General features: G+C 57.2%; 13 protein-coding genes. 5 read left to right on the top strand and 8 right to left on the bottom strand.

The features are described 5' to 3' along the window. The first annotated feature begins 159 nt into the window (after nucleotides 1–159). The 5 genes from MWU60_RS08845 to MWU60_RS08825 all read left to right on the top strand — a co-directional run bounded on the left by MWU60_RS08845 (nucleotide 160) and on the right by MWU60_RS08825 (nucleotide 5,692). Nucleotides 160–1,740 (top strand): ABC transporter substrate-binding protein, encoded by a 1,581-nt coding sequence (locus MWU60_RS08845; RefSeq protein WP_247226911.1) that lies wholly within the window; start codon nucleotides 160–162, stop codon nucleotides 1,738–1,740. 76 nt (nucleotides 1,741–1,816) lie between these two features. Next, complete coding sequence (locus MWU60_RS08840) at nucleotides 1,817–2,797, top strand: ABC transporter permease (RefSeq protein WP_247226910.1); 981 nt, start codon at nucleotides 1,817–1,819, stop codon at nucleotides 2,795–2,797. Beyond that, nucleotides 2,797–3,756 carry an ABC transporter permease gene (locus MWU60_RS08835; RefSeq protein ID WP_247226909.1) on the top strand — a complete coding sequence of 320 codons (960 nt, stop codon included), beginning with the start codon at nucleotides 2,797–2,799 and terminating at the stop codon, nucleotides 3,754–3,756. The genes MWU60_RS08840 and MWU60_RS08835 overlap by 1 nt, the downstream gene beginning before the upstream one ends. Then, nucleotides 3,756–4,730, top strand: a complete 975-nt coding sequence (locus MWU60_RS08830; RefSeq protein ID WP_247226908.1) for an ABC transporter ATP-binding protein — start codon at nucleotides 3,756–3,758, stop codon at nucleotides 4,728–4,730. Before MWU60_RS08835 ends, MWU60_RS08830 begins: the two co-directional genes overlap by 1 nt. Continuing rightward, on the top strand, nucleotides 4,730–5,692 hold the full coding sequence (locus MWU60_RS08825; RefSeq protein WP_247226907.1) for an oligopeptide/dipeptide ABC transporter ATP-binding protein: 963 nt from the start codon (nucleotides 4,730–4,732) through the stop codon (nucleotides 5,690–5,692). Before MWU60_RS08830 ends, MWU60_RS08825 begins: the two co-directional genes overlap by 1 nt. Before the next feature lie 125 nt (nucleotides 5,693–5,817). Here the strand turns inward: MWU60_RS08825 and MWU60_RS08820 are convergent, their stop codons facing one another. The 8 genes from MWU60_RS08820 to MWU60_RS08785 form a co-directional block, all read right to left on the bottom strand. Then, nucleotides 5,818–6,198: a VOC family protein gene (locus tag MWU60_RS08820; protein WP_247226906.1), complete on the bottom strand. Its 381-nt coding sequence runs from the start codon at nucleotides 6,196–6,198 to the stop codon at nucleotides 5,818–5,820. A 69-nt stretch (nucleotides 6,199–6,267) separates the two neighbouring features. Further along, the gene (locus MWU60_RS08815; RefSeq protein WP_247226905.1) at nucleotides 6,268–7,008 is read right to left on the bottom strand and encodes an AraC family transcriptional regulator; all 741 of its coding nucleotides are present in this window, start codon (nucleotides 7,006–7,008) and stop codon (nucleotides 6,268–6,270) included. A 9-nt stretch (nucleotides 7,009–7,017) separates the two neighbouring features. Continuing rightward, entirely contained in the window at nucleotides 7,018–8,931 is a 1,914-nt protein-coding gene (gene dxs, locus MWU60_RS08810; RefSeq protein ID WP_247226904.1) for a 1-deoxy-D-xylulose-5-phosphate synthase, read from the bottom strand. Nucleotides 8,932–8,943: 12 nt separating this feature from the next. Further along, nucleotides 8,944–9,849, bottom strand: a complete 906-nt coding sequence (locus MWU60_RS08805; RefSeq protein ID WP_247226903.1) for a polyprenyl synthetase family protein — start codon at nucleotides 9,847–9,849, stop codon at nucleotides 8,944–8,946. After that, nucleotides 9,842–10,075, bottom strand: a complete 234-nt coding sequence (locus MWU60_RS08800; protein WP_247226902.1) for an exodeoxyribonuclease VII small subunit — start codon at nucleotides 10,073–10,075, stop codon at nucleotides 9,842–9,844. Before MWU60_RS08800 ends, MWU60_RS08805 begins: the two co-directional genes overlap by 8 nt. Next, a complete protein-coding gene (locus tag MWU60_RS08795; RefSeq protein WP_247226901.1) occupies nucleotides 10,072–10,995 on the bottom strand; it encodes a histone deacetylase family protein in 924 nt (307 codons plus the stop codon). Before MWU60_RS08795 ends, MWU60_RS08800 begins: the two co-directional genes overlap by 4 nt. 114 nt (nucleotides 10,996–11,109) lie before the next feature. Beyond that, nucleotides 11,110–11,811: a response regulator gene (locus tag MWU60_RS08790; RefSeq protein ID WP_247226900.1), complete on the bottom strand. Its 702-nt coding sequence runs from the start codon at nucleotides 11,809–11,811 to the stop codon at nucleotides 11,110–11,112. After that, on the bottom strand, nucleotides 11,808–12,314 hold the full coding sequence (locus tag MWU60_RS08785; RefSeq protein WP_247226899.1) for a MarR family transcriptional regulator: 507 nt from the start codon (nucleotides 12,312–12,314) through the stop codon (nucleotides 11,808–11,810). Before MWU60_RS08785 ends, MWU60_RS08790 begins: the two co-directional genes overlap by 4 nt. Between the last annotated feature and the right edge of the window lie 89 nt (nucleotides 12,315–12,403).

Below are 12,403 nucleotides of genomic sequence, written 5' to 3'. Positions count from 1 at the left end.
AATTTCCCAAGCGTCCACCATACCATTTTTTTCGTCACTATTTTGGACACTCAAGACACCAAAGACCTATTGTGTCGCGGCTTCTTGCCATTCCCCCACAATTGGGGACAATTGTTCCAACCTTCATTAAGTGAAGGATTCTAAAACAGGGGAAATCAAATGAAGCCAACATCAGCTTTAACACTTGTCGCCGTATTGATGGCCACAGCAGCACCGCTGAGCGCGGAAACGCTGCGTTGGGCACGCTCGGGCGACGCGCTCACGCTTGATCCACATGCCCAAAACGAAGGGCCGACCCACACCATCCGCCATCAGATGTACGAGCCACTGATCATCCGCGACATGACCGGCGCGTTTGAGCCTGCATTGGCGACAGATTGGGCACCATCTGCCGATGATCCTAATGTCTGGGTCTTTAATCTGCGCGAAGGCGTGACCTTCCACGATGGCGCGGCCTTTACCGCCGAAGACGTTGTTTTCAGCTTTGACCGCGCCTTGCAGCCCAATTCCGATATGAAAGAACTGATCGGGTCTATCACCGAGGTACGCGCCGTAGATGACTTCACGGTTGAAATCGTGACAGACGGGCCAAACCCGATCCTGCCTTCCAATCTGACCAACCTGTTCATGATGGACAAGGACTGGACCGAGGCGAATAACACCGTTGCCGTGCAGGATTTCGAAGGTGGGGAGATCACGTTCGCCACCACCAATGCGAATGGAACGGGGCCATATGTGCTGCAAAGTCGCGAACCTGATGTCAAAACCGTCATGGTCCGCAATGAGAACTACTGGGGCATCGACCAATTCCCCATGGAAGTGACCGAGATTGTCTACACTCCTATCCAGAACGCTGCCACCCGTGTGGCTGCGATGCTGTCGGGCGAGATTGATTTTTTGCAGGATATGCCTGTTCAGGATCTGGAGCGGGTCAATGCCGTTGATGGCTTGGTGGTCAAGCAGGCGCCACAGAACCGTGTCATCTTTTTCGGGATGAACCAAGGCGCTGACGATATCGAAGCCGACAATGTCGATGGGGCCAACCCGCTGGCTGATGTCCGTGTACGTCGCGCGATGTCGATGGCCATTAACCGTGATGCGATCCGTCAGGTTGTTATGCGTGGCCAAAGTGAACCCGCAGGCATGATCGCGCCGCCATTCGTGAACGGCTGGACTGCTGAAATGGACGCAGAATCATCTACCGATGTCGAAGGCGCAAAGGCGCTGTTGGCCGAGGCAGGTTATGCCGATGGGTTTTCTATCCGGCTTGATTGCCCCAATGATCGTTACATCAATGACGAAGGCATCTGTCAGGCCGCCGTTGGCATGCTGGGTCAAATCGGGGTCACCGTGAATTTGGATGCCAAACCAAAGGCGCAACACTTCCCGCTGATCGCCGATGGCAAAACAGACTTCTACATGCTGGGCTGGGGTGTGCCCACGTATGACAGCGAATATATCTTCAACTTCCTCGTCCATGGCCGCGAAAGCGACATCGGCACATGGAACGGCACGGGCTATGACAACGACGAGCTGGATGCGATGATCGCATCGCTGGCGTCCAATACTGATCTTGAGGCGCGCAATGCAGATATCGCCAGCATCTGGCGGGTTGTTCAGGACGAACAGCTCTATATCCCGATCCATCACCAGGTGCTGAACTGGGGCATGTCCGAGAGCGTAGGTATCGAGGTTGATCCAGAAGACCAGCCAAAGATCAAATACTTCACCATGAACTGATCTCAGATAGCGACGCGCCTGTGCAACAGGCGCGTCGCATTGCCTCAAATGCGGGGCCATTTAGGACAATCACACCATGCTGGCCTACACTATTCGCCGTGTCGCGCAGTCTGCGCTCGTCCTGCTGATTGTTGGGCTTGTAGCGTTTTCGATGTTTCGTTTCGTGGGCGATCCCATTGAAAACATGCTTGGCCAAGAGCGCACAATCGAAGACATCGAACGGCTGCGCGACCAACTTGGCCTGAACCAATCCTTCGCTGTGCAATACTTCAAGTTTTTGGAAGGTGCCGCCCAGGGAAACTTTGGCGTGAGCTACAGGCAAGGACGACCCGTCGCCGAAATCCTGATGGAGCGCGCACCAGCAACATTAGAACTGGCCGCCGTATCAGCCGTGTTCGCCATTGTTCTGGGGATCGCTTTTGGTGTTTTGACAGCGATCCGCCGGGATGGATTTGTCGCCAATTTCATCATGTCCGCATCCCTGATCGGGGTATCCTTGCCGACATTTCTGATAGGGATACTTCTGATCTATATTTTCTCGGTCGAGCTGGGGTGGCTGCCCAGTTTCGGTCGCGGTGAGACCGTGCAGATTGGCAATTGGTCCACCGGTTTCCTGACGTCTTCAGGCCTTCAGGCGTTGATCCTGCCGTCCATTACACTTGGGCTGTACCAGATGACGCTGATCATGCGGCTTGTCCGCTCTGAAATGCTGGAGGTGCTGCGGCAGGACTACATTCGTTTTGCCCGCGCACGCGGGTTGAAAAGCCGCGCGATCAACTTTCGCCATGCGTTGAAGAACACCATGGTGCCGGTGATCACGGTGATTGGCCTGCAACTGGGTGCGATCATCGCTTTTGCTATCATTACCGAAACGGTGTTCCAGTGGCCGGGCGTTGGTCTGCTGTTTATCAACGCGATCCAGTTTGTCGATATCCCCGTGATGGCCGCTTATCTGATGCTGATCTCGGTTATGTTCGTCGCGATCAACCTGATCGTCGATATGCTTTATTTCTTCATCGACCCACGCTTGCGCGTTGACCGGGCGGGGGGCCACTGATGACCGAACTCTCAGATCATAAGGTCGCCCCAAAGGTGGCGCAAAAATCCCGCCTGCGCGTGTTTCTGGACAGTGATATCTACTACACGTTCCGGCGGTCACCCATTGCGGTCATTTCGACCATCGTGGTCACGATCCTGATCCTATCGGCCGTATTTGCCCCGCTGATTGCACCGACAAATCCGTTCAACCCGGCATCACTTAATCTGATGAACGGGTTTACACCGCCAATGGCGCCCAACGCCTTCACTGGTGAAAGCTTCATTCTGGGTACGGATGATCAAGGGCGCGATGTCTTCTCGACCATCCTGTATGGCATGCGGATATCGTTGTTTGTCGGGGTGGCTGCGGTGCTTTTTGCGATGGTGCTGGGGATCACGCTGGGCCTGATCTCGGGCTATGTGGGTGGCTGGACCGAAACCATCATCATGCGGGTCGCTGACGTGCAGCTTACCTTTCCTTCAATCCTTGTGGCTATGCTGATTTTCGGGATCGCCAAGGGAATTACGCCCATCGAATACCGCGACCAGATGGCGATTTGGGTCCTGATCATTGCCATCGGGCTAAGCGATTGGGTGCAATTCGCCCGCGTGGTCCGCGGGGCCACATTGGTGGAGAAACGCAAAGAGTATGTCGAGGCCGCGCGCCTGATCGGGCGCAAACCCTATGCCATCATGTTACGGCATATCCTGCCCAACGTGCTGTCACCGGTCCTTGTCATCGCGACGATTTCACTGGCGCTGGCGATCATTGCTGAAGCGACGCTTAGTTTTCTGGGCGTCGGTGCGCCGCCAACGCAGCCAAGTCTTGGCACGCTGATCCGCATCGGACAGGGCTTCCTGTTTTCGGGCGAGTGGTGGATTTTACTGTTCCCGGCGCTGACCCTTCTTACACTGGCGCTGAGTGTGAATTTGCTGGGTGACTGGCTGCGCGACGCCCTGAACCCGAGGTTGCGTTGATGTCAGATACCGTTTTGTCGATCCGGAACCTTTCCGTCGAAATCCCCACGCGCACGGGCGTTGTAAAGCCGGTTGATGGCGTCAGCTATGACATATCGGCCGGTGAAATACTGGGCGTGGTGGGGGAAAGCGGCGCGGGGAAATCCATGGCGGGCAATGCAGTCATTGGCCTGCTCAACCCGCCTGCGCATATTGCGAAGGGCGAAATCTGGCTGAACGGCAGCCGCATTGATGCGCTGAAAGGCGAGGCAATGCGCCGTTTGCGCGGCAAGGAAATCGGGATGGTGTTTCAGGACCCGCTCACCTCGCTGAACCCGCTGTTGTCGATCGGGGATCAACTGACTGAAACGATGTTGACCCATCTGCCTATCAGCCGGGCAGAGGCGAACAATCGTGCGGTCGCAGCGCTGGAAGAGGTCGGCATTCCCGGAGCAGCCGAACGGATCGACAGCTACCCCCATGAATTCAGCGGCGGTATGCGCCAGCGTGTCGTCATCGCACTTGCGCTTTGCGCCGAACCATCGCTGATCATCGCGGATGAACCTACGACCGCTTTGGACGTCTCTGTTCAGGCGCAAATCATCGCATTGCTGAAACGGCTTTGCCGTGATCGTGGGACCGCCGTGATGCTGATCACCCATGATATGGGCGTGATCGCAGAGGCAGCCGATCGTGTTGCGGTGATGTATGCCGGGCGTCTGGCCGAACTGGGTCGCGTCCGCGATGTACTTACCCAGCCGCAGCACCCTTACACCGCTGGGTTGATGGCATCCACGCCGCTGGCCTCGGCAGGCAAGACGCGGCTGCACCAGATCGAAGGGGCGATGCCCCGGCTGGACAAGGTGCCCGACGGTTGCCCGTTTCACCCGCGCTGCACATACGCTGAAAGCAAATGCCGCGCGGCCCCGGCCCCACAAATATCGCAAGACCACGCCGCCTGCTGGTTCCCGCTGATGGCCGAGAAAGTATCGTAATGGCCCTGATTTCCGTGAAGAACCTGACACGCGTGTTTGATGTGTCAAAACCCTGGCTAAACCGGGTGATTGAACGGCGCGGAAAGGCGTTGCTGACCGCCGTTTCAGACGTCGATTTTGAGGTCGCGGAACGCAGCACCTATGGTCTGGTCGGCGAAAGCGGGTCCGGCAAATCCACTATTGGCCGTATGCTGGTCGGCTTGCTCACACCATCGGGCGGTTCGGTTGAAATTGAAGGCGTGAACCTGGCCACGGAAACGGATGCCGCCAAAGTAGACGCCGTGCGCTCTGATATTCAGATGATCTTTCAGGACCCTTTTGCGTCGCTCAATCCGCGTTGGCGGGTGCGCGATATTGTCGTCGAACCGGTCGTGGCGCGTGGGGGTGATGCGACCGGGTTGGCCGAAAAACTGCTGGAACAAGTGGGGCTATCCGCCTTGGACGCGGGCAAGTTCCCGCATGAATTTTCAGGCGGGCAGCGGCAGCGGATCTGCATTGCACGCGCGCTGTCGTCCGAGCCAAAACTGATCGTATGTGATGAACCGACATCGGCGTTGGATGTTTCGGTACAGGCGCAGGTGCTTAATCTGATGAGCGATCTGAAAGACAATTTCGGTCTGACCTACGTGCTGATCAGTCACGATCTGACGGTTGTCCAGCATATGTCAGACGTCATAGGCGTGCTTTATCTGGGGCGGCTGGTGGAAGAGGCGACCCCGGAAGAGCTGTTCAACAACACAAAACACCCCTACACCAAAATGCTGCTAGAGGCGGCCCCTCAGATGGACGGCTTTGGTCGCGAAGCTGAATTACCCGAAGGTGAGATCCCCGATCCAATCAACCCACCCAGCGGCTGCGCATTTCATCCGCGCTGCCCGATTGCCGAGACTATTTGCAGGCAAGAACGGCCTCTGCTGCGTCAAGTAGGCAACGCGCGCGTCGCCTGCCATTTGGCACAATAGCGATACATGCGAGCGCGAATGCAAAGAAAAACCGGACCTTCGCGGCCTTATGTATCAAGCGCACCAACAAAACAGAGCAGGGCGGGTGACCTTTCAACCACCCGCCTCGCTTTGACCTACAGAAATCACTTCATGGAACTGATACCGAACATATTGCCTTCGGTATCCTGACACAGCACCACGAAACCGAATTCCCCGATCGAGAATTTTGGCCGCATGACCGTGCCACCGGCATCGGCCACCCGCGCTTGCTCAACCGCGCAATCCTCGGCCATGAAATAGATGACAGTGCCGCCAATACCCGGCTTTGCATGCGGTGACTTGGTCAAGGCGCCGCCCGCGCCATAAGCACTCATGTCGGCGGGGAAGCTCATCATCTGGTTTTCGCCGGTCGGATCACCCATCGGTTCCAGCTTGGCACCCAACACCGTTTCATAAAAGGTGACGGCGCGAGGCAAGTCGTCAACGTAGATGTCAAACCAGCCTACTGCATTCATTTTGGTCATTTTTCATATTCCTTTGGTTGTCGTTATGCCCCTGTTCTAACGATCCCAAAGCAGCCGGTATTGTAGATATCAGACATCAAACTTGCGGCTGTATTTTCCCGGCGTATAGCCTGTGGCCTTGCGGAATGAATGGATGAAATGGGATTGATCGGCGTAAGACCAAGTGTCTTCGCCATTCAACGATTGCTGCAAACGCAGGACTTTCAGAAAGTCATGCGGCGCAAAGCCCGTAGTCCGTTTCAGCGTGCGCTGCAATTGTCGCGCTGAGATGCCCGCCGCCTCGGCCATATCGGCAACTGACGCGATATCATCCAGATGCGCAAATATCTTTGCCGTCACCGGGTTCACGGCAACCATCTGCCTGTGCACCAACCAATCGGCGAACGCGGTCAGGATGCTGTATTGTTCGGCAAAATCACGGCCTGCCAGATCATCATTGACTGCGCGCAAGGGCAAATCACCGACGTAGGGCTGATCCACTTGCCCATGTGACAGCTGCTCGGCCGGATTTTGCCAAACGCCGGGCAGAAAGCGGATGTTCACAAAGTGGAACGACCGGCCCAGATTGAATTCCTCCGAAGTCGCCCGCAGTTTCGACACGCCGTTGATCCGGCGATCGTCCTGATCGAAAACAACATAGGTGCAGGCATCTGGCAGGGCGTGAAACCGGTAGTCAGCCGGTAGAGGTGCCGCAGTCTTCAGTTCCAGAAACCGATGCACAATGCCTTGCAGGTGCGCAGGCGGCTCAGCTTCGACGAACTGAACAGTGTCTACCGATTTATCTTTGCCATTCCCTTTGGGATCATACATGCAAGGGGCCTAGGCCCGTTTTTCCAACGTGGCGACACCCATGACCTCAAGCACTTTCGCCTCAATGTGTTCAGCGTTCATGCCTGCGACATCATACATCGCCTTGGGGCTGGCTTGGTCGATGAACGTATCTGGCAGCACCATTGACCGGTACTTTAGCCCATGATCAAACACGCCTTCCTCTGCCAAAAGCTGGGCGACGTGTGATCCAAAACCACCCACCGCACCTTCTTCGACAGTGATCAGCGCCTCATGGTCAGCCGCCAGCCGCAGGATCAGGTCCCGGTCCAGCGGCTTGGCAAAGCGCGCGTCAGCGACGGTTGGTTTGATCCCCTTCGCTTCAAGCGCTTCACAGGCTTTCATGACCTCTTGCAGGCGCGTCCCAAAGGACAAGATCGCAACGCGGCTACCCTCGCGGATCATGCGGCCTTTCCCGATTTCCAAAAGCTCGGGGTTTTCAGGCATTTCAACGCCCACACCTTCGCCACGCGGGAAGCGGAACGCAATCGGTCCTTCGTCATGCGCCGCAGCGGTCGCCACCATGCGCACCAATTCAGCCTCGTCCGCCGCAGCCATCACCACGAAACCGGGCAGGTTCGACAGATAGCCAATGTCGAACGACCCCGCATGGGTCGCGCCATCGGCCCCGACCAGCCCGGCGCGGTCAATCGCGAAACGAACCGGCAAACGCTGGATCGCTACGTCATGCACAACCTGATCATAGCCACGTTGCAGGAAGGTCGAATAAAGCGCACAGAACGGACGCATCCCGCCCGCGGCGAGTCCCGCACTGAAAGTCACCGCATGCTGTTCGGCGATGCCAACGTCGAAACAACGACTGGTATAGCGTTCCATGAACTTCGTCAGGCCGGTGCCGTCCGGCATCGCTGCCGTAATCGCACAAATCTTGGGATCGGTCGCGGCCAGCTTGCACAGGCTTTCAGAAAAGACCGACGTGTAAGACGGTGCATTGCTGGGCGCTTTCTTCTGTTCACCCGTGATCACGTCAAACTTGGCGGTCGCATGGCCCTTGTCACTGGCGCGTTCGGCCGGGGCATAGCCTTTGCCCTTCTTGGTGATCGCATGGATCAGGATCGGGCCATCGGCGCGTAGTTTGACCGTGCGCAGCACCGACAGCAGCTGTTCCATGTCATGCCCATCAATGGGGCCAAGATAGGAAAAGCCCAGCTCTTCAAACAGCGTTCCGCCGACGGTCATATGCTTCAGCATATCCTTGGCACGCTTGGCCCCTTCGCGGAAAGGTTCGGGCAACAACGACACCGCACCTTTGGCCGCCGCCTTGAATTCCTGAAACGGCTCGCCTGCATAAAGGCGCGACAGATAGGACGACATCGCGCCCGTTGGCGGCGCAATCGACATCTCGTTATCATTCAGGATCACGATCAACCGCTTACCCAAATGGCCCGCATTATTCATCGCCTCATAGGCCATGCCCGCAGACATCGCGCCATCGCCGATAATGGCAATCGCATCACCACCTTCGCCGCCCAGATCGCGGGCCACTGCAAAGCCAAGGGCCGCCGAAATCGACGTGCTGGAGTGAGCGGCACCAAAGGGATCATAGGGGCTTTCAGAGCGTTTGGTGAAACCGCTTAGCCCGCCTTCAGTACGTATGGTACGGATACGATCACGACGCCCTGTCAAAATCTTATGCGGATAGCATTGGTGGGACACATCCCAGATAATCTTGTCTTTGGGGGCATCAAAAACGGCATGCAATGCAACCGTCATTTCAACCACCCCAAGCCCAGCGCCCAAGTGCCCGCCGGTCTGTGACACAGCCGAAATCGTCTCGGCCCGCAACTCATCAGCAAGCTGGCGCAGCTCGGTGTCCGACATGCCCTTCATATCATCAGGCGTGTTGACGCGGTCCAGAACGGGGGTGTGGGGTTGGTCTGACATAGCGGACCCTTCTTAATGCGTGCGCGCAATCACAAACTGTGCGGCCTCTTTCAACGTCTCAGCGTCTTCACCGTAAGGAGATAGCGCATCGCAGGCCTCTTCCACCAGTGCGTTCGCGCGGCTTTTTGCCCCATCCAGACCCAATAAAGACACGAAAGTCGCCTTGCCAGCAGCGGCATCCTTGCCCACAGCCTTGCCGACAGTGGCCGCGTCGCCGGTTGCATCCAGCACGTCATCGGCAATCTGGAACGCCTGTCCAAGGCACGACCCATAGATCGACAATGGCTCGCGCTCAGCTTCAGCCATACGCGGACCCACAAGGGCAGACCACGAGATAAGCGCACCCGTCTTGGCCGCCTGTAACTCCATGATCTGATCAAGATCCAGCGCTGCCTCAGCGCTTTCCGCCGCAATATCCATGGCCTGCCCGCCGACCATGCCACGCACACCAGCCGCGTTGGACAAAGACATCAGCAGGGTCAGCTTGGCACGCGGCGCGCATTCGGCCTGCACCAGCAGTTCAAACGCCAGCGCTTGCAAGGCATCACCGGCCAGAACGGCGGTCGCCTCATCCCATTTCTTGTGCACGGATGGCTGACCGCGACGCAGGGCGTCATCATCCATGCAGGGCAGATCATCGTGGGCCAGCGAATAGGCATGGACACATTCAATCGCAGCCGCAGCACCAACTGCCGCAACCGGGTTGATCCCGTGCAAACGAGCAGTTTCGAGCGCAAGAAAAGCACGCAGGGCTTTGCCTCCGGTGACGGCATAAAGCATGGCTTTGGGCAAATCACCCTCCAACCCGCTGAGCGCAAAACCGATCCGCGCCTCAGCAACTTTTGAGGCCTGCGCCAAAGCGTCCTGCAACGATTTCCGTTCTAACGCCGCGATCTGATATGTCTGCGCCTTAGTCATCGAGTGGGGCCGTCCCAGCCGGTACACCACCCTCACCAAGGGTGATCTTTGCAACCTTTTCTTCGGCTTCTTTCAACTTGGCCTCGCAACGGGCTTTCAACGCGGCACCACGCTCATAAAGCGCGATGCTTTCATCAAGGGCCACATCGCCACGCTCCAGCTGACCAACGACCGTTTCCAGCTCCTTGATCGCATCTTCAAAGCTCATCTTCTCAACGTCGCTCATCGGCCTCTGTCCTCCAAAACCTTCACATGGGCGGCGGCGGACGCGCCCAATGCGGCAAGGTCATATCCGCCTTCTAGGCTTGATACCACCCGGCCCTGACAATGTGTGTCGGCCACATCGCAAATGCGCTGCGTGACCCAACTGAAATCTATCGTACTCAAATTCATACCGGCTAACGGATCATCCTTATGCGCATCAAATCCGGCCGAAATTATGACGAGTTGCGGAGAAAATGCGTCTACTCTGGGAAGAACCACCCGTTCCATCACATCGCGGAACACCTTTGATCCTGTGCCTTCGGGCAACGGGACATTCAACACATTATCCACACCAACCTCATGGGCTGCACCCGTACCAGGGTAAAGCGGCGACTGATGGGTCGAGCAAAACAGGATACGCGGATCGTCTTCGACCAGATCCTGCGTGCCATTGCCATGATGGACATCGAAATCAACAATCGCCACACGCTCCAGCCCGTGATGGTCCAACGCGTGCTTGGCCCCGATCACGACATTGCCAAAGAAACAGAACCCCATCGCGGTCTGGCGTTCCGCATGATGACCCGGCGGGCGGACAGCAGCAAAGGCATTCGCCACCTCGCCACCCAGGACCATATCAACGGCACGGACCACCCCACCAGCAGCACGATAAGCGGCGTTCAGCGTGCCAACGGACATATGCGTATCAGCATCCAGTGACCGCCAGCCCTCATGCGGCGCGGCAGCTCGGATCGCATCAACATGGGCCTTGGGATGGGCGCGCAGTAGATCATCCTCCGCCGCCAAAGGCGCTTTCACCCGCATCAAAGGCATATCTTCCAGCGCACCCAAAACCGCATCCAGCCGCGCCACCTGTTCAGGATGGCCGGGGGGCGTCACATGGTCCGCACAATCTTCATGAGAAATCAAAGCTGTTGTCATGCGCACAAAAGACGAAATTCAGGGCCAAAGCACAACCATCTTCTCATGTTCGAAAATACCTCCGCCGGAGGCAATCCAATAAAATAGAATCCGCCCGCAGGGCGGCCCTTTGGATTACTCAGGCGCCAGCATATAGCCAGCGCCCCGCACCGTCTGCAAATACCGCGGCTGCTTGGGGTCGACCTCAATCTTGCGTCTGAGCCGCGTGATCTGCACGTCAACCGCGCGTTCCTGCGTCTGGCCACCGGACCGGCTCAACTCCTCGACCAAGCGCGTCCGCGTCACCGCCTCACCCGGGCAGCCCGAAAAGATACGCATCAACTGGCTCTCGGTCGCGGTCAGACGGACAAGTTGATCACCATGCCACATCTCGCCGCGTTCAATGTCGTAGCGCACCGGCCCCATGTTCAGGACCTTGGGCAATACAACGGCGGGTTCAGCCGCAGGGACACGGCGCAAAATCGCGTTGATACGCAGCAACAGTTCTTTGGGTTCAAAGGGTTTGGCAAGATAATCATCGGCGCCCGCCTCAAGCCCCGTAATCCGATCATCCGTACCACCTTTGGCAGTCAGCAGCATGATCGGCGTGGTAATCGTCTTGCGCAGATCGCGGCACAGCGCCATGCCGTCTTCGCCCGGCATCATCACATCCAGCACGATCAGATCAAACTCCAACCCCGACAGGATGCGGCGCGCATGGGCGGCGTCACGGGCGGTGCTGACCAGAAAGCCGGATCGCATCAGGAACTTCTGCAACAGACCGCGAATACGTTCATCATCGTCAACAATCAGCAGGTGGGCGTCGTCGTTACTCATTCCGGTCTATCCTTCATCGCCTCGTAATGGTGGCGGGTCTCTTCATCCATCATCGCCTCAAGCACCTGCCGAAATCCGGCAACCGCCGCAGGACCAGCCGCACGATAAGCGGCGCGCATACGGTCGCGCTGGGCATCCGACAACTCACGCTCCAACACAGCCCCCGCCGGGGTCAAGTGTAAATGGCGCTCGCGTTTGTCCCTTTGGCCAACGGTGCTGGCTACCAAACCGTCTTCGATCAAAGTACGCAAGACACGATTAAGCGATTGTTTTGTAACGCCAAGAATAGACAACAGGTTGTTGACGGTCGTTCCCGGACTGCGATGAATGAAATGAATGGCGCGGTGATGGGCGCGGCCATAGGACTTGTCGGCAAGGATACGGTCCGGGTCAGCGGTAAACCCGCGATAGGCGAAAAACATCGCCTCAATCCCTTTGCGCAGTTGCTCATCCGTCAGGAATAGCAGGCTCTGGCCCATCTGCGGTTGCAACCCGTCACTCATCCGCGTCCTCCCATCGTACCATGTTACAATACGTCAGCTTTGTTGACATTCCAAGAATCAACTCGTAGTAAAATGCAGAAACTACGCAA

It is taken from the genome of Yoonia sp. F2084L, from assembly GCF_023015625.1.
Classification (GTDB): domain Bacteria; phylum Pseudomonadota; class Alphaproteobacteria; order Rhodobacterales; family Rhodobacteraceae; genus Yoonia.
The sequence above is the reverse complement of the archived record's forward strand: the minus strand, read 5'-3'. Positions and strand labels throughout refer to the sequence as shown.

Bases quoted from the DNA above. Each gene is read 5' to 3' on its own strand.
- MWU60_RS08785 (WP_247226899.1), bottom strand. From the start codon at position 12,314: ATGAGTGACGGGTTGCAACCGCAGATGGGCCAGAGCCTGCTATTCCTG.
- MWU60_RS08795 (WP_247226901.1), bottom strand. From the start codon at position 10,995: ATGACAACAGCTTTGATTTCTCATGAAGATTGTGCGGACCATGTGACG.
- MWU60_RS08805 (WP_247226903.1), bottom strand. From the start codon at position 9,849: ATGACTAAGGCGCAGACATATCAGATCGCGGCGTTAGAACGGAAATCG.
- dxs (WP_247226904.1), bottom strand. From the start codon at position 8,931: ATGTCAGACCAACCCCACACCCCCGTTCTGGACCGCGTCAACACGCCT.
- MWU60_RS08815 (WP_247226905.1), bottom strand. From the start codon at position 7,008: ATGTATGATCCCAAAGGGAATGGCAAAGATAAATCGGTAGACACTGTT.
- MWU60_RS08830 (WP_247226908.1), top strand. From the start codon at position 3,756: ATGTCAGATACCGTTTTGTCGATCCGGAACCTTTCCGTCGAAATCCCC.
- MWU60_RS08835 (WP_247226909.1), top strand. From the start codon at position 2,797: ATGACCGAACTCTCAGATCATAAGGTCGCCCCAAAGGTGGCGCAAAAA.
- MWU60_RS08825 (WP_247226907.1), top strand. From the start codon at position 4,730: ATGGCCCTGATTTCCGTGAAGAACCTGACACGCGTGTTTGATGTGTCA.
- MWU60_RS08790 (WP_247226900.1), bottom strand. From the start codon at position 11,811: ATGAGTAACGACGACGCCCACCTGCTGATTGTTGACGATGATGAACGT.
- MWU60_RS08845 (WP_247226911.1), top strand. From the start codon at position 160: ATGAAGCCAACATCAGCTTTAACACTTGTCGCCGTATTGATGGCCACA.
- MWU60_RS08840 (WP_247226910.1), top strand. From the start codon at position 1,817: ATGCTGGCCTACACTATTCGCCGTGTCGCGCAGTCTGCGCTCGTCCTG.
- MWU60_RS08800 (WP_247226902.1), bottom strand. From the start codon at position 10,075: ATGAGCGACGTTGAGAAGATGAGCTTTGAAGATGCGATCAAGGAGCTG.
- MWU60_RS08820 (WP_247226906.1), bottom strand. From the start codon at position 6,198: ATGACCAAAATGAATGCAGTAGGCTGGTTTGACATCTACGTTGACGAC.